The following is a 15,433-nucleotide window of genomic DNA, read 5'->3' on the forward strand; positions in this document are numbered from 1 at the left end:
TGACTCCACACCGAAGAAGCGATCGATTCCGCATGAGCTTTCCCCCGCCTCCGCAGTCCCCCCAGCCGCCGCAGCCGCCCCAGGGCGGAGGGGGCGGTTTCGGTCCGCCAACGGGCGGTGCGTACGGCCCGGGTGGTTTCGGTCCCGGGGGTTACGGGCCGTCGACGCCGCAGGCCGGGCAGCCGCCCGCCGGCCCGTATGGCGCACCCGCCGGCCCGTACGGCGCGCCCGGTGGCTTCGGCCCCGCCGGGGGCGGCGGTCCGGGCGGCGGCAACGGGGGCTGGCAGCAGCCGCCCGCACCGCCCTCCGGCGGCGGCAACGGCACCACCGTCGCGCTGATCATCGGTGCCGGCGTGCTCGTCCTCGCGCTGGTCATCGGCGGCTTCGTCTGGGCCAACAGCGGTTCCGGCGGCGGCAAGCAGGCCGGCCCGGGCCCCGGCACCGGCGCGAGCGCCACCCCGTCGGACACCGCCCCGACCCCCTCCGGCTCCCCGACCCCGAGCGCCCCGGAGAGCTCCCCGGCCGCGCCCACCGGCCGCACCGCCCCCTTCTACCGGCTGAAGGCCGGCGACTGCTACGACATCCCGCCGGGCGGCAACGGCGGCAACAACGAGCCGGCCTCCTGCCACACCCCGCACGACGCCGAGGTGGTCTTCGTCTACACCCTGCCGCGCGGCCTGACCTCCGAAAGCGAGATCAAGGACAAGGCGGCCGCGCTGTGTTCGGTCGAACTCCACGACCGCGCGGCCAAGCAGCCCAAGGGGACGGCCGAGGGCACCTACGTGCAGTTCCCCAACGCCGAGGGCTACAAGGTGGGCATCAGGTCCGTGGTGTGCAGCCTGACCGGCAACCGCAGCGGCAGCAAGAAACTGACGGCGCCGCTGCGTTAAGCCGGCAACCGGGGGCGGCCGGTGCGCCCGTCAGGCGGGCCGACCGGCCGCCGGGTCCGCGCCGCCCACCCCGTCCACCTCGGTGGCCGCCGGGCTGAGGACGCGGGTCAGGAACGCCCGGGTCCGCTCGTGCCGGGGCGCGCCGACCACCGTTTCCGGGGTGCCCTCCTCGACGATCAGCCCGCCGTCCAAGAAGGCGACCCGGTCGGCGACCTCCCGGGCGAAGCCCATCTCGTGCGTGACGACCAGCATCGTCATCCCGTCCCGGGCCAGCGCCCGCATCACCGCCAGGACGTCGCCGACCAGCTCCGGGTCCAGGGCCGAGGTCGGCTCGTCGAAGAGCATCAGCTCCGGGTCCATCGCCAACGCGCGGGCGATGGCCACCCGTTGTTGCTGCCCGCCGGACAGCCGGGCCGGATAGGCGGCCGCCTTGTCGGCCAGCCCCACCCGGGCCAACTGGTCGCGGGCGGTCCGCTCGGCCGTGGCGCGGTCCCGGTGGAGCACCCTGCGCTGGGCGAGGGTGAGGTTCTCCAGGGCGGTCAGGTGCGGGAAGAGGTTGAAGGACTGGAAGACCATGCCGATCCGGCGCCGCACCCGGTCGATGTCCACGTCCGGGTCGGTGACCTCGGTGCCGGCGACGGTGATGCGGCCCGCCGTCGGCTCCTCCAACAGGTTCACGCAGCGCAGCAGCGTGGACTTGCCCGAACCGGACGGCCCGATGAGGCACACCACCTCGCCCCGGCCCACCGAGAGGTCGATCCCGCGCAGCACCTCCAGGCCGCCGAACGCCTTGCGCAGCCCGCGCACTTCGATGGCGATGTCGTGCCCGCCGCTGGTCATCGGTTCCCCTCCCGTTTTCCCATCCGCCTGCCCCGGCGCCTCATCTGGCGTGCGCCGTACGGGATTCCAGCCGCCGGACCACCTGACCCAGCGGAAGGGTGATCACCAGATAGAGCAGCCCGGCGACCAGTACCGGGGTGAGGCTCTTGTGCTCGTTCAGCGCGTCCCGCCCGAAGTTGGCCAGCTCGAACTGGTTGAGCGACAGCCCCAGCAGGTAGACCAGCGAGGAGTCCTTCGTCAGCAGGATCAGCTCGTTGGTCAGCGGCGGCAGCACGATCCGGAACGCCTGCGGCAGCACGATCGAGACCATCGCCCGGCCCTGCGACATGCCCAGTGAACGGGCCGCCTCCGTCTGCCCCTTGGGCACCGCCTGGATTCCGGCCCGCAGGGTCTCGGCGATGTAGGCCGCGCCCACCAGCCCCAGGGACAGCATCACCGTGGCGCTCTGGTCGAGCGCGACCTGGAACGCCAGCGGCACCCCGAAGCCGAGCGCGATGAAGACCAAAAGGGCGGGGATCCCGCGGAAGAACTCGATGTAGGCCACCGCCAGCCAGCGGTACGGCGGTACCGACGACAGCCGCAGCAGCGCCAGCGCCATGCCGAGGGCGAGCCCGAAGCCGAAGCCGAGGAGGGTGTAGCGCACGGTGTTGACCAGCGCGGTGGTGACGACGTCGGGGAACAGCGCTCCGGCGACGGCGGGGTCGAAGAACGCCGTCCCCACCTGGCGCCAGTCCGCGAGCAGGGCGAGTGCCGCGACCGCGGCGACCAGTACGCCGTACTGCGCGCCGCGGACCAGGAGGGCCCGGCGGCGCCGGGAGCGCGGCCGGGGCATCAGCCGAACCACTTCCGGTGGATCCGGTCGTAGCTCCCGTCCCGTCGTGCCTTGGCAAGGGTGGTGTCGATGCTCCGCCGGAGCGCGTCGTTGCCCTTGCGGACGGCGAATCCGTAGTGCTCGCCGGTGTCGAACTCCGCGGTCACGGTGGTGTCCTGGTTGTGCTTGGCGTAGTCCAGGAGGACGCCGTTGTCGTTGATGCCGGCGTCGACCTGGCCGGATCGCACCGCGGCCAGCAGCAGCCCGACGTCCTCGAACTCGACGAGCTCGACGCCCGTTCCGTGGTCCTTGGCGCAGCCGGCGCCGGTCGTGGCCTTCAGGTAGCCGAGCTTCCTTCCCTTCAGGTCACCGATCTCCTTGACCGGGGTGGCACCGCGCTTGACCAGGAGCGCCTGGGTGGCGTCGAAGTACGGGGCGGAGAAGTCCATGACCTTGGCGCGGGCGGGGGTGATGGTCATGCCCGCGGCGGCGACGTCGCAGGTGCGGATGGCGAAGTCCTGGCCGGTTTCGACGCCCTCGAACGGGGTGTTGACGATCCGCTGGGTGACGCCCAGATCCTTGGCGACGAGGTCCACCAGGTCGACGTCGAAGCCGACGATCCTGCCGTTCCGGGTCTCCTCGAACGGGGCGTAGGGCAGGTGCGTACAGGTCACCAGGGCCCCGGGGCGGACCAGTTCGGGGCCGGTGCCCTGCTTCCCGTTGGGGGCGGTGCTGGTGCAGCCCGCCAGAAGGGCGGCTACCGCCGCGGTGGCTGATACGGGCAACGCGGAGCGAGCGGTCACAGGTCCTCCAGGAGTGCCGTGCCGGGCAACCGGGCCGTGAGTGCGGCGAGTTGGCCTGCATCCTGCCATCGGCCGGGGGCGCTGTCGCCGGTGCGTCCCGTTGCGGCTCCGTAACGCCCCTGGGGGGCGGCGCCGGGCCGCGCCGCCCCCCAGGGCGGCTCAGCGCAGCGTCCAGAGCCAGCCGAGCGGGGTGAGGCCGAGGGCGCGGGCGACCGAACGGGAGGCGTGGTTGCCGGCGGTGGTGCTGTAGAAGAGCACCTCCTTGTGCCGGGCGGCGCGGCGGGCCCAGGTGGCGACGACGGCCGGCGCCAGCCGGCGGCCGCGGAAGTCCGCGCGGGTCCAGATCCCGGCCTCCGCGGCGGTGGCGTTGGCCTCCGGGGTGTGGCAGATGGACACCGGCGCGGGGCCGTCCAGGGCCATCGCCCACTCCCCGGCGGCACCGGAGATCAACTCCGCCCACTCGTCGGGCTCCCAGTTGCCGGGCCGCTCCAGCCGCCCCGCGGCCCGGCGGCCGTCGGCGTCCGACACGATCACCGGCAGCTCCGCCGGGGGCGGCGTCGGGAGTTGGCGGGGGAAGACGAACGACGGGCCGCCCTCGATGGCGGCGTCCGGGTCGGCCACCCCCAGGGCGCGGGCCAACCGCACCAGTTCCAGGGGAGCCTCCTCCGGGGCGTAGGGCTGCTCCTGGTCGCCGGCGGCCGGGGGCGGCAACGGGCCGGTCACGCCCGGCCCCAGTGCCAGCAGCCGGCTCCGGGGCGACCAGGCCCAGACGGCCTTGACCGGCTTGTCCGTCACCGTCGCCAGGCCGCCGGCGGCGGCCGGTTCCAGCCCGTAGATGGTGTCCACTTCCAGCGCGAGCAACGCCGCGTCGTCCCACTCCATGGCCGGAGGCTAACGGGGCGCTCCGGTGATCCGCGCCCCGTTTTCCGGGGGCCGGTCAGCGGCCCAGTACGGCCGCCAGTTCGGCGATGGTCTCCGGGCCGACCCGGCAGCAGCCGCCGATCAACCGGGCGCCCGACGCGACCCAGCCGGCCACCCGGCCGGCGGGGAACGCCGGGCTGCCGCGCCAGGTCCGGGCCGCGGCGTCCCAGCGCTCGCCGCTGTTCGGATAGACCACCACCGGCTTGCCGGTGATGTCGGCCGCGAGCGCCACCGCCGCGTCGGCGTCGTCCGGCGCACAGCAGTTGACGCCGACCGCGATCACCTCGTCCGCGTCGGCGAGCGGCGCGAACGCCTCGGCCAGCGGCTGCCCGGCGCGGGTGCGGTCCCCGGCGATGCTGTACGACAGGTAGGCGGGGACGCCGAGGCCGCGCACCGCCCGCAGCAGCGCCCGTGCCTCGTCCGCGTCCGGCACCGTTTCCAGGGCCAGGACGTCCGGCCGGGCGGCGGCCAGGACCTCCAGGCGCGGTCGGTGGAAGCGCTCCAACGCGTCCACCGACAGCCCGTATTGGCCGCGGTATTCGGAGCCGTCCGCCAGCATCGCCCCGTACGGGCCCGCCGACGCGGCGACGTACAGCGGGCCGGCGGTCCCGGTCGCGCCGGCCCGCGCGGCCGCCTCGCGGGCCAGCGCGACGCTCCGGCGCAGCAGTCCGGCGGCCTCCTCGGGCCCGGTGCCGCGCCGCGCGAACCCCTCGAACGTGGCCTGGTAGCTGGCGGTGATGGCCACTTGGGCGCCGGCCCGGTAGTACGCCAGGTGGGCGCGCACCACGGCCTCCGGGTCCTCGGCGAGCAGCCGGGCCGACCACAGGGCGTCGCTCAGGTCGTGTCCGTCGGCCTCCAGTTGGTTGGACAGGCCGCCGTCGAGGACCACCGGGCCGGCGGCGAGCGCCTCGGCCAGTGGGGGCGACGGCTGCGACGACGGGCCGGTCATGGCGACCACCTCTCCTTGCGTGGCTACTCGGGCCGGACCGCCTGGATGTCCAGCTCGATCCGGATCGTAGCGCCGATCGCCGCGATGCCCCTGGCCAGCATCTTGCGCCAGTCCAGGGTGAAGTCCTCGCGGTGCAGTTCGGTGACGGCCTGGCAGGCGGTGCGGGTCTCGCCCATGATGCCGGTGCCGATGCCCAGGTAGCGGGTGTCCAGTTGGATGGTGCGGCTGACGCCGTGCAGGTGGAGCACGCCCTGCACGGCCCACCGGCCGCCCCCCTTGTGGACGAACTTGTCGCTGACGAACTGGAGGTGGGGGTACCGCTCGACGTCCAGGAATTCCGCCGACCGAAGGTGGTCGTCGCGCATCCGCACGCCGGTGTCGATGCTGGCCGCGTCGATGGTCACGTCGACCCGGGAGTCCTGCATCCGCTCGCCGATCCACAGTCCGCCCTCGAAGCGGTTGAACCGGCCGTGGATCTCGGCCAGTCCGATGTGCCGGGCGGTGAAGCGGATGGCGCTGTGGTCAGGGTCGAGCCGCCACTGGCCGGCCTCCGGGAGCGGCAGCGCGGGCGCCAGCTCCAGGGTGACCGGGAGGGGCGCGGTCCGCTCGCCCGCCACCACCGCGACCTCGAAACGGGCCGGTTGGAAGCCGTCGGAGGTCACCACGACCCGGTAGGGGCCGGGCTGCAGCGTCACCGTGAGACGGCCGTTGGGGTCGGTCCGGCCGTGCGTGACGTCCCGGCCCTCGGCGTCCCGGATGGCGATCTCCACTGCGGCCATCGGCAGTCCGACGGGATCGTTGACGCACAGGTCCAGCGCGCCCGCCCCGTGCGGGAGGGTCGGCTGCGGGCTGTGCGGCGTGCGGTCGCGCAGGCGGCGGAGGATGGCGAGCGGCATGGCAGGACGGGGCCTAACGGTCGGATCGGTCGGACGGGGGCGTATGCGGACGCAAGCGGGCGGCGTCGCGGAATGAATCGCACGAAAAGGGTGCGGATTCGGTTCCATCCTGTCATTGGTGGCGACCCGAACTGACCACCAGGTGTCAAGGCTTGGTTAAACGTGAGGTTTCTCGCATCGCGCGGGGATTCCCCTACGGGTGTGCATCGGGTACTCCTACGCGATCCCGGCCAGCGCCGCCGCCGGATCGTCCGCCGCCGGCCCCGCGGGCGCCCACCGCCCGCCCTCCTTGCGGAACGGCCACCAGCGGCCGTCGCGCCCGTAGCGGAGCTGGGTGCCGCCGCCCACGACCGTCCAGCGGTTGCCGGCGGCCCGCAGCCGCGGCCGGGACGCCTCGTCGGCCCAGGCGGCCGCCAGCCGGTCCCGCGCCCGCGCCGCCACCTCCGGCGTCGGCGCCCACTCCTCCTCAAGGGCCGCCAGCCCGGCCGCACCGCCCAACTGCCAGGCGCGGACGGCCAGTACGAGGCCCCGCGCATCGCGCCCCGAACCGTCCGCCAGCCGCGCCGCGACCGCCGCCCCCGGACCGGCGGCCGCCAGCCGCACCGCGTCCTGCGCGGGCGTCGGGGACGGCGCCGGCGGCCCGTCCGCGTGCCCGGGGGAGAGCGCCTCGGTCAGCAACTCGTGGGCGCGCGCCGCCGCGTCGCCGATCAGGAACTCCAGGGCGTCCGCGGTCACTTCGGACGGCGGGCTGCCGCCCGCGAGCGACGGTGCCGGGCCCGGGGCCGCGACCGGCGGCGGGGGCGCGGGCAGCGGCGGCAGCGCATTCCGTGCCGCGTACGCCGCGTCGGCCGGGACGCCCGCCGCGTCCGCGTCCGTACGGCCGTCCCCGGCCGCCGCGTCGCCCCGGGACGCGCTGCGCCGCTGGAGCTCGGCCAACAGCTCCTCCTCGCCCCGCCCGCGCAACAGCAGCAGCACGAACGGATCCTCGTCCAGTAGCCGCGCCACCTGGTGGCAGAGCGCCGCCGCGTGCGCACAGTGGTCCCACGCGCCGCAGTCGCACTCCGGCTCCAAGTCCCCGACGCCCGGCAGGAGTTCCACGCCGGCGGCCGCCGCGTCCTCCGCCAGTACGGGCGGCAGGTCGCGGTCCAGTAGTGCCGCGAGGTGCCCGGCGCGGTCCGCGACGACGTCCAGCAGCCGTTCCCAGTCCGCCGCGGACCACTGCTGGAGCAGCACGTCGGCGCGGTACCGGGTGTGGTCGCGGTCCTGGACGACGGCGGTGACCCGCCCGGGGCGCACGGAGACCGCGCCGACCGCGCCGGAGCGTGCGTGCCGGCGCCCCCGCTTCACCTGCTCCCCGTCCAGCGCCGTGTCCGCCAGCGCCTTGAGCCACGCCCGCCCCCACCAGGTCTGCGCGAAGCCCCGCCCGCGCGGTACCGGGAGCGTGGCGAACGTCCGCTCCAGACCTGGCCGTTCGGCTCCGCCCCCGTACACCGCGCGCCCGTCCGTCGGGTTCCCGTACACCGGCCCGTCCTCCCGTTCGTCCATGGTGTTCATCGCTCGCCGCCGCGCAGGGCGACCAGGTCCGCCAGCTCCGCGTCGGACAGCTCGGTCAGCGCGGCCTCCCCGGAACCCAGGACCGCGTCCGCCAACCGCTGCTTACGGGCCAGCAGTGCGGCGATCCGGTCCTCGACCGTGCCCTCCGTGACCATCCGGTGGACCTGCACCGGCTGGGTCTGCCCGATGCGGTACGCCCGGTCGGTGGCCTGCGCCTCGACCGCCGGATTCCACCAGCGGTCGAAGTGCACCACGTGCGACGCCCGGGTGAGGTTCAGGCCCGTCCCCGCCGCCTTCAGGGACAGCAGGAACACCGGCACCGTCCCCTCCTGGAAGCGCCGCACCATCTCCTCCCGTCGGGCCACCGGCGTTCCGCCGTGCAGGAGTTGGGCGGCCACCCCGCGCGCCGCCAGGTGCCCGGCCAACAGCCGCGCCATCTGCACGTACTGGGTGAACACCAGGACGCCGGCGCCCTCGACGAGCAGGGTGTCCAGCAGTTCGTCCAGGAGTTCCGTCTTGCCGGAGCGCCCGGCGAAGCGCACGGTGCCGGCGTCGGTCCCGTCCGGCGGCTCCTTCAGGTAGTGCGCGGGGTGGTTGCAGATCTGCTTGAGCGCGGTGAGCAGCTTGACCACCAGGCCCCGGCGGGCGAACCCGTCCGTCCCGGCGATCTCGTCGAGCCCTTCGCGTACCACCGCCTCGTACAGCCCGGCCTGTTCCGCGGTGAGCGCCACCGCCCGGTCGGTCTCCGTCTTGGGCGGCAGTTCGGGCGCGATCCCCGGGTCGGACTTGCGCCGGCGCAGCAGGAACGGCCGCACCAACCGGGCCAGCCGCTGCGCCGCCGCGGCCGCCTCGGGGGACCCGGCCGCGCCGCCCTCGACGGGTTGCGCGTACCGCCGCCGGAACCGGGCCAGCGGCCCGAGCAGCCCCGGCGTCGTCCAGTCCAGGATCGCCCACAGCTCCGTCAGGTTGTTCTCCACCGGCGTGCCGGTCAGCGCCACCCTGGCCCGGGTGGGAAGCGCGCGCAGCGCCCCGGCGGTGGCGGAGAACGGGTTCTTGACGTGCTGCGCCTCGTCGGCGACGACCAGCCCCCAGTCGGCCTGCGCCAGTCTGGTGGCGTCCAGGCGCATCGTCCCGTAGGTGGTGAGGACGAACTCCCCGGCGGCGAGGCCGTCAAGGCTCCGTCGCCCGGAGTGGAAGCGGCGCACCGGCGTCCCCGGCGCGAACTTCTCGATCTCGCGCTGCCAGTTGCCCATGAGGGAGGTGGGGCAGACCACGAGCGTGGGGCCCGCCGATCTCGGGTCGGCCTGCCGGCGCAGATGCAGGGCGATCAGGGTGAGGGTCTTGCCCAGGCCCATGTCGTCGGCCAGGCAGCCGCCCAGGCCGAGCGAGGTCATCCGGTGCAGCCAGTCCAGGCCGCGCACCTGGTAGTCGCGCAACGTGGCGGTGAGGCCGGACGGTTGGCCGAGGGACGGCCCCTGCGCCCGCTCCGGGTCGGCCAGCCGGTCGCGCAACTGCGCCAGCCAGCCGGCCGCTTGGACCTCCACCCGTCGACCGTCCTCGTCCAGGGCGGAACCGGTGAGCGCCACCCCCAGGGCGTCCAACGGGGCGACGGCGCGGTCCTCGCGCTCCCGGGCGGCGCGCACCTGCTCCGGGTCCAGCAGGACCCATCGGCCGTGCAGGCGCACCAGGGGGCGCCGGGCCTCGGCGAGCCGGTCCAGCTCCGCCCGGTCGACCTCCCGGTCGCCGACGGCGAACCGCCAGCTGAACGACAGCAGCGCGTCGGCGGAGACCAGCGACGGCACCCCACCGGGCCCGGCCCCGTACGCGCCGGCGTCCGGCCCGTCCGGCGATCCCACCACGGCCCGCGTGGTCAGCGTCCGTGCCAGTTCCTCGGGCCAGTGGACCCGGACGCCGACGGCGGCCAGTGCGCCGGAGGCCGGCCCCAGCAGCTCGGCGACCTCCTCGTCCGCCAGTTCCAGCGCGTCGGGCACCGCGGCGCTCAGCAGCGGCGTCAGCGGCTCCCAGGCCCCGGCCGCCCGGCGCAGCGTCAGCAGCGCCTCCGCCCGCGCCCGCGCGCCGAACTCGCGTCCCGACGGCGCCGTGCCCGCCCACACCTCGGCGACGTCGGCGACCACGGTGGGGTCGGCGGCGCTGTGCACCTGGACGACGGCGGAGAACGTCGCCCCCGAGGGCGCGACGTCCGCCCCCTCGGTAGCGAGCGCCTCGCCGCCACCGCCCGCCAACGGGTCCGCCGCCCCGCTTCCCGCCCGCCCTCGGGGCGTACCCGACGCACCCGTGGGCTCCCCGGTCGCCGCCGGTACCGCCGGCCGCCCCAGGTCCACGCCGTGCACCTCCACCCGCAGGGAGAGCCGCACCCCCGCGTCGTGCCCGGCGGCCACCTCCGCCGCCCAGGGCCGCAGCTCGGGGAGGCGCCGCGGGGCCGGCGCGGCGAACGCCGGTCCGCCGGCGGCGAGTTCGGCGGCGGGCGTACGGGGCAGCCCGTCGGCGACCGCGTCCAGGAAGGCCCGCACCTGGTGTTCCGGTTCCGGCAGCCGCACCGGGGCGGAACCGGGGAGCGGGGTGGCGTGGGCATGCGGTGGCATCGCGGCGGCCAGCTCGCGCAGCCGCGCCATGTCGTCCGGGTCGAGCGGACCGGCTCGCCAGGCGTCGCGGTCGGTGGGGGACAGGCCGGGCAGCAGCCGACCGCGGGCCGTGAGGTGGAGCGCCAACAGGGCGGCCGCGCCCCAGAAGGCGGCGGCCGGATGGGCGTCGCGGCGGCACCGTATACGGGTGAGATGGGGGAGCGCCTCGGCGACCGGCAGCACCAGGGCCGGCACGGCACGCACGGCGATACCGTCAGCGCCGTCTTCGGCCGAGGCGTTGCCCGCCGGTCCGGTGGGCAACGCGACCGGCAGGTCCTCCAGCACAGGCGCTCGTTCGCCGTCCCCGGGGGAGGTGTCCCGTACGACGGCGTCCAGGGCGCCCTCGCCGCCCGGATGCCAGAAGGCGACCCGCCCGAGCCGCGGCGGGTCCGACGGCAGGAAGACCGCCGCGCAGCCGGAGAGCACGGAGAGCAGTGCGGGCGGGACGGAGGGGAGGGAACCCACTGGACCGGTACTCCTCAAATTTGACTACTGGGCGTGGAGCGGCCGAGGGTACAGCACGATCCGCCCCGTGAGGGAACCTCCGGCGCCGAACCGGCGTTCAATGGAATACGACGGAGCGCGGCACGCGCCGCAGAAAGGGCGTGAAGGATGTCCACACAGGCGAAGGTCGCGATCGGCGGCGTCGCGGTGGGAGTGATCCTGCTGTGGCTGCTGCCCTTCTGGGCGGCCGTTTTGGTCATGGTCGGGATCCCGGCCGCCGCGTATCTGACGCTGGACCCCTCCCAGCGGCGCCGGCTGCGCAGGGCGAGCCGCAAGGAGCTCGGCCGCTGAATCGACGGGCCGCACCGGGCCGCGGATGAGCGCGGTCCCGGTGCGCCGCCGTCAGACGGGGCGGGCCGCCAGCCCGTCCAACGAGGCCAGCAGGCCGGGCAGTTCGGGCCCCCTGCCCACCGGGTGCACCTGGCCCGGCTCGTCGTCCAACAGGACGAGCGCGATGTCGTCGGTGCGGGCCACCATGCTCCACCCCGGCCCGTCGACCCGCAGCGTGCGGGCCCCGCCCGCGGCGAACGACGACCGCACCCGGCCGGGCGGCGGCGGATCGGCCACATAGCCGCGTGCCTCGGCCAGCACCCGCCGCACGCCCCGGTGCCGCTCCTCGCCGGGCTCCGCGAAGGTCACGTCCGCGTCCTCGACCTGGGCGCGCCAGGAGGCCCACTGGAGCGCTATCTCGTCCGCGCCCAGCCGCCGTTGGGCGGGCCCCCAGTCGGCGGCGTCCGGCGGCGCCAGCGGTGCCCGGTCGCCCTTCTGCGGCTCCGGGTCGTGCGGCTGCGGGACCCCGGGGGCCGACACCGCGAGCGCCAGCGGCCAGCCCGGCAGCGCCGCCACCATGCTCTCCTCGCCCGGCGACAGGTCGTACTCCATGCCGCAGTCCCAGGCCGCGATCGCGCAGGCCACCAGCGACACGTCCTCGGTGGCCACGGTCCAGCGCGCCCCGGTGCCGTCCTGCCCGAGCAACAACCCGTAGCCCTCCGCGTACGGTTCGAGACCGAGCCCCGCGCACACCTCGGGATAGTCGTCGCCGAGCACGCTCGGGAACTGCGCGGGGGTGAGCAGCACCGCCGTCAGCACCAACAACTGATCGCCGTCGCCGCTCTCGGTCGTGGGCACGCCGGGTCTCCCTCCATCGGGTCCGCACTTTTGCCGCGCACCCTAATTGGCCGGGAGCGACCTTGTCACCAGCCGTACGCTGCGACGATGCCACCGGTACCGGGACGCGGGGCCGCCGGCTGGGAGGGGCGGCGGCAACGCGGTCTCCTCCGGGGCGGAGTGTTCTCCGCAGCCCTTACTGTGAGAACTTCGGCGACGAAGGGACAGACGACCGGTGCAGCGCTACGACTGGCTCAAGGAGATCCAACGGCTCGACCCCGAGCGGGACTTCTTACGGATCCACCGCATCACCTACGCCCACGAGTTCCCCTGGGACATCACCAGGGCCCTGGAGTTGGCCCTCTACCGCACCTACGCGGTGCCGAGCATCGGGCGGTTGCTCGCCGAGACCGCAGAGCTCACGGACCGCGCGCAAAAGCGGTACGACGACACCGCGTTGCTCCTGGACACCGTCATAGAGCACGGTTTCGAGGGCAGTGAGGGCCGGACCGCGATCCGCCGCATCAACCAGATGCACCGCAGCTACGACATCAGCAACGAGGACATGCGCTATGTGCTGTGCACCTTCGTGGCGGTCCCGATCCGCTGGATCGAGCGGTACGGCTGGCGGCGGCTGAGCGAACACGAGAAGCGCGCCATCGCCGCGTACTACCGCACCCTCGGCCGCCACATGGGGATCAGCGACATCCCGGAGACCTACCGGGACTTCGAGAACTGCCTGGACGCCTACGAGGAGGCGCACTTCGGGTGGGACCCCGGTGCCCGTCGGGTGGCCGACGCCTCCCTGGACCTGATGGCGGGCTGGTACGGCCCGCTGGCCCCCGTGGTGCGCGGCGCCAGCAAGGCCCTCCTGGACGACACACTGCTGGACGCCTTCCGCTACGACCGTCCCCGCCCCGCCGTGCGGACGGCGGTGCGGACGGCCCTGAAGCTGCGCGCCAAGGCCGTGCGACTGCTGCCACCGCGCCGCACGCCCCACTACGCCCGCCAGAACCCCGAGATCAAGGGCTACCCGAACGGCTACCGGGTCGCCGAACTCGGCACCTTCCCCAAGTCCCGTGGGCTCGGCGGCTGTCCCGTTCACCCCGTCGGCGACGCTCCTGCCCAGGAGGGCCCGGCGTCCTGAGGCGCGGCGGTCCGCCAGGGGCGCGTCATCCCCGCCGGACCGCCAGTGCCAGATAGCGACTGTCCTCGTCGGTGTACTGGCGAAGCTCCCAGCCGCTGCCGGCCAGGAGGGGCCGCAGCCGGGGCTCGGCTCGCAGGTCGTCGGGGGTGAGCGAGTGCCCCTTGCGGGCGGCCAGGGCGGCCCGCCCGATGGGGTGGAAGAGCGCCAGCCGCCCACCGGGGCGCACCACTCTGGCGAGTTCGGCCAGCCCGCCAGCGGAGTCGGACAGATGGGAGATCAGCCCGGCGGCGAACACGGCGTCCAACGCCGCGGACGGGAGCGGGAGTCGGGCCACATCGGCGAGCAACAGGCCCGCGCAGGCGCCCCGTCCGGCCCGCACGGCGGCCGCCAGCATCTCCGGGGTGAGATCCGCACCCAGCACCGTCCCGTGCGCCCCCACGGCCGCCCTGAGGGTCGGCAGGGCGCGTCCGGTGCCGCAGCCGGCGTCCAGCACCCGCTGGCCCGGCCGGAGGCCCAACTCGGCCACGCCGGCGGCGTAGGCGGGGCCGTCGTCGGGGAACTTGGCGTCCCAGCCGGCGGCGCGGACGCCGAAGAACGCGCGGACGTCGTGCGGTTGGCTGCTCTGCGGGCCGGTCATCGGTCTCCTTCGGGTGCGGTACGGGTCAGCGGGGCGGTGAGGGCGTAGAGGACGCCCGCGACGAGCAGCGCGGCCACCACGCCGAGGTTCATGGCGCCCAGCGTGCCGTGCGCGGCGCCGTCGCCGAGCAGAAAGCCGGTGGCGCGGGCGATGTTGGGGTCGGCGGAGGTGATCAGGCCGAGTCCGACGGCGGTGGCCACGGTGAGCGAGAGGAGCGCGGGCCACCTGACGGCGGGCGCCGCGGCCGGCCCGGTACCGGAGCGCCGGGCGCGCCACCGCTCCACCAGGAAGACCGCCGTCCACGCGGCCATCGCCACCCCGACCACCGACAGGAACGCCTGGAACGTGGCGAAGAAGCTGGGCGAGACGAACAGAACGTACCAGCCGCCGACGGCCATCAACGCCCCGTCCACCAGCACCGCGAGGTGTCGGCGCACGGGCGCCCCGAGGGCCAGCAGCGACATCCCCGAACTGTAGATGTCCATGATCGCCCCGGAGGCGAACCCCCCGATGGCGGTGAGCAGATAGGGCACCAGGAACCAGGTGGGCAGCGTGGCCGCCAGCGCGCCCACCGGGTCGGCGGCGGCCGCGGCGGCCAGCTTGGGGTCGCCGGCGTTCAGCAGCACCCCGAAGACCAGCAGCACCACCGGGGCCAGCACCCCGCCCAGTGTCGTCCAGCCGGTGATGGCCCGGGCGCTGCTGTCCCGCGGCAGGTAACGGCTGTAGTCCGCGGCACAGTTGACCCACCCCAGCCCCAACAGGGTCGTCGCGAAGACCACGCCCCCGATGGCGGTGCCGAGAGTGGCCGGCCGGCCCGCCCCGAGGGCGGAGAGGTGGATCCGGTCCGCCATCAGCACCAGGTAGGCCGCGGTCATCGCGGTGATGGCGGCGGTCAGGTACTTCTGCACCTTCATGATCAGCGCGTGCCCGTAGACGCCGACGACCACCACCGTCACGGCGGTCACGGCGAAGCACAGGGCCTGCGCCCCGGTGGTCGGCGTCCGCCCGTCCGCCCGCGCGAAGACCGCCGGCGCAACGCGCGCCAGGATGGTGGCGCCGCCCAGGGAGGAGAGCGCGACCAGGACCGTCTCCCAGCCGACGTTGGAGACGTAACTGAACACGGTGGGCAGCGCGTTGCCCCGACGGCCGAAGACGGTCCGCCCGATGGCCATGGTGGGCGCGCCGGTCCGCGCCCCGGCCACCGACACCAGGCCCACCAGGAGGAACGACAGCACATAGCCCACCGTCCCGGTGACCACCGCCTGCCAGGCGTTGAGGCCAAGACCCATGACGTAGATCCCGTAGGCGATGCCGAGCAGGGACAGCCCGGAGGCGGCCCAGGGCCAGAACAACGCCCGTGGCGCGCCGTGCCGTTCGGCGTCCGGCACCGGGTTGATGCCGTTGCGTTCCACGGTCGCCGCCGAGGCGTTGGCCCCGGCGGCCGTCGGGTGCCGCTTGGGCGACCGCGTCGCCCGCTGCTGCGTCATGCGCACATGATTCCCCATGGCCGGCGCGGGCGGGGAACGCCTGTACGGCAACTCCGGCCCGAGGCGGCCCGGTCCGCGGCGGGCATGGCCGAAAGCAGGCGCACGGTACGGGCCGGCACCGGCTTTCCCGAATCCGAGGACATCCCGATCAGCGGGAGGTACGGTCCTCGCCATGGTTCCGGACGGCACGCGGTGCCGCACCCGGCCCCATCGCTGTGCCCTGGATCCGCACACCCGCGCCGCGC

The 15,433-nt window shown here is 74.8% G+C and carries 14 protein-coding genes; 3 read left to right on the plus strand and 11 right to left on the minus strand.

All coding sequences use genetic code 11. The features are described 5' to 3' along the window. The first annotated feature begins 32 nt into the window (after positions 1 to 32). Complete coding sequence (locus tag ACIQU6_RS27145; protein WP_403484297.1) at positions 33 to 890, plus strand: septum formation family protein; 858 nt, start codon at positions 33 to 35, stop codon at positions 888 to 890. Positions 891 to 920: 30 nt separating this feature from the next. On the opposite strand, the gene ACIQU6_RS27150 is transcribed toward ACIQU6_RS27145, so the two are convergent. From ACIQU6_RS27150 to ACIQU6_RS27185, 8 genes are all read right to left on the minus strand, one after another. After that, positions 921 to 1,730, minus strand: coding sequence for an amino acid ABC transporter ATP-binding protein (locus ACIQU6_RS27150; RefSeq protein ID WP_403484298.1), 810 nt, complete (start codon positions 1,728 to 1,730; stop codon positions 921 to 923). Positions 1,731 to 1,770: 40 nt separating this feature from the next. Further along, entirely contained in the window at positions 1,771 to 2,562 is a 792-nt protein-coding gene (locus tag ACIQU6_RS27155) for an amino acid ABC transporter permease (protein WP_403484299.1), read from the minus strand. After that, positions 2,562 to 3,344, minus strand: coding sequence for a transporter substrate-binding domain-containing protein (locus ACIQU6_RS27160; protein WP_403484300.1), 783 nt, complete (start codon positions 3,342 to 3,344; stop codon positions 2,562 to 2,564). The genes ACIQU6_RS27155 and ACIQU6_RS27160 overlap by 1 nt, the downstream gene beginning before the upstream one ends. 159 nt (positions 3,345 to 3,503) lie before the next feature. After that, positions 3,504 to 4,226: a GNAT family N-acetyltransferase gene (locus ACIQU6_RS27165; RefSeq protein ID WP_403484301.1), complete on the minus strand. Its 723-nt coding sequence runs from the start codon at positions 4,224 to 4,226 to the stop codon at positions 3,504 to 3,506. Between the two features lie 55 nt (positions 4,227 to 4,281). Beyond that, on the minus strand, positions 4,282 to 5,214 hold the full coding sequence (gene mmuM / locus ACIQU6_RS27170) for a homocysteine S-methyltransferase (RefSeq protein WP_403484302.1): 933 nt from the start codon (positions 5,212 to 5,214) through the stop codon (positions 4,282 to 4,284). Between the two features lie 23 nt (positions 5,215 to 5,237). Then, positions 5,238 to 6,110: a YceI family protein gene (locus ACIQU6_RS27175; protein WP_403484303.1), complete on the minus strand. Its 873-nt coding sequence runs from the start codon at positions 6,108 to 6,110 to the stop codon at positions 5,238 to 5,240. 216 nt (positions 6,111 to 6,326) lie between these two features. Further along, entirely contained in the window at positions 6,327 to 7,655 is a 1,329-nt protein-coding gene (locus tag ACIQU6_RS27180; RefSeq protein ID WP_403484326.1) for an SWF or SNF family helicase, read from the minus strand. 5 nt (positions 7,656 to 7,660) lie between these two features. Next, positions 7,661 to 10,771: a DEAD/DEAH box helicase gene (locus tag ACIQU6_RS27185; protein ID WP_403484304.1), complete on the minus strand. Its 3,111-nt coding sequence runs from the start codon at positions 10,769 to 10,771 to the stop codon at positions 7,661 to 7,663. 147 nt (positions 10,772 to 10,918) lie between these two features. On the opposite strand from ACIQU6_RS27185, the gene ACIQU6_RS27190 reads away from it, so the two are divergent. After that, the gene (locus ACIQU6_RS27190; protein WP_274912171.1) at positions 10,919 to 11,101 is read left to right on the plus strand and encodes a hypothetical protein; all 183 of its coding nucleotides are present in this window, start codon (positions 10,919 to 10,921) and stop codon (positions 11,099 to 11,101) included. Between the two features lie 51 nt (positions 11,102 to 11,152). Here ACIQU6_RS27190 and ACIQU6_RS27195 read toward each other — a convergent pair whose 3' ends face one another. Further along, complete coding sequence (locus ACIQU6_RS27195; protein ID WP_403484305.1) at positions 11,153 to 11,938, minus strand: hypothetical protein; 786 nt, start codon at positions 11,936 to 11,938, stop codon at positions 11,153 to 11,155. 214 nt (positions 11,939 to 12,152) lie between these two features. Between ACIQU6_RS27195 and ACIQU6_RS27200 the strand changes: the two genes are divergently transcribed. Beyond that, positions 12,153 to 13,064, plus strand: a complete 912-nt coding sequence (locus ACIQU6_RS27200; protein WP_403484306.1) for an oxygenase MpaB family protein — start codon at positions 12,153 to 12,155, stop codon at positions 13,062 to 13,064. A 25-nt stretch (positions 13,065 to 13,089) separates the two neighbouring features. On the opposite strand, the gene ACIQU6_RS27205 is transcribed toward ACIQU6_RS27200, so the two are convergent. Continuing rightward, complete coding sequence (locus tag ACIQU6_RS27205; RefSeq protein WP_403484307.1) at positions 13,090 to 13,701, minus strand: class I SAM-dependent methyltransferase; 612 nt, start codon at positions 13,699 to 13,701, stop codon at positions 13,090 to 13,092. Beyond that, on the minus strand, positions 13,698 to 15,188 hold the full coding sequence (locus tag ACIQU6_RS27210) for a purine-cytosine permease family protein (RefSeq protein ID WP_403484308.1): 1,491 nt from the start codon (positions 15,186 to 15,188) through the stop codon (positions 13,698 to 13,700). Before ACIQU6_RS27210 ends, ACIQU6_RS27205 begins: the two co-directional genes overlap by 4 nt. Positions 15,189 to 15,433: the final 245 nt, after the last annotated feature.

The sequence above is a fragment of the Streptomyces sp. NPDC090442 genome (assembly GCF_044769405.1).
Taxonomy (GTDB): Bacteria; Actinomycetota; Actinomycetes; order Streptomycetales; family Streptomycetaceae; genus Streptomyces.

Bases quoted from the DNA above. Each gene is read 5' to 3' on its own strand.
- ACIQU6_RS27145 (WP_403484297.1), top strand. From the start codon at position 33: ATGAGCTTTCCCCCGCCTCCGCAGTCCCCCCAGCCGCCGCAGCCGCCC.
- ACIQU6_RS27150 (WP_403484298.1), bottom strand. From the start codon at position 1,730: ATGACCAGCGGCGGGCACGACATCGCCATCGAAGTGCGCGGGCTGCGC.
- ACIQU6_RS27155 (WP_403484299.1), bottom strand. From the start codon at position 2,562: ATGCCCCGGCCGCGCTCCCGGCGCCGCCGGGCCCTCCTGGTCCGCGGC.
- ACIQU6_RS27165 (WP_403484301.1), bottom strand. From the start codon at position 4,226: ATGGAGTGGGACGACGCGGCGTTGCTCGCGCTGGAAGTGGACACCATC.
- mmuM (WP_403484302.1), bottom strand. From the start codon at position 5,214: ATGACCGGCCCGTCGTCGCAGCCGTCGCCCCCACTGGCCGAGGCGCTC.
- ACIQU6_RS27175 (WP_403484303.1), bottom strand. From the start codon at position 6,110: ATGCCGCTCGCCATCCTCCGCCGCCTGCGCGACCGCACGCCGCACAGC.
- ACIQU6_RS27180 (WP_403484326.1), bottom strand. From the start codon at position 7,655: ATGGACGAACGGGAGGACGGGCCGGTGTACGGGAACCCGACGGACGGG.
- ACIQU6_RS27190 (WP_274912171.1), top strand. From the start codon at position 10,919: ATGTCCACACAGGCGAAGGTCGCGATCGGCGGCGTCGCGGTGGGAGTG.
- ACIQU6_RS27205 (WP_403484307.1), bottom strand. From the start codon at position 13,701: ATGACCGGCCCGCAGAGCAGCCAACCGCACGACGTCCGCGCGTTCTTC.
- ACIQU6_RS27210 (WP_403484308.1), bottom strand. From the start codon at position 15,188: ATGACGCAGCAGCGGGCGACGCGGTCGCCCAAGCGGCACCCGACGGCC.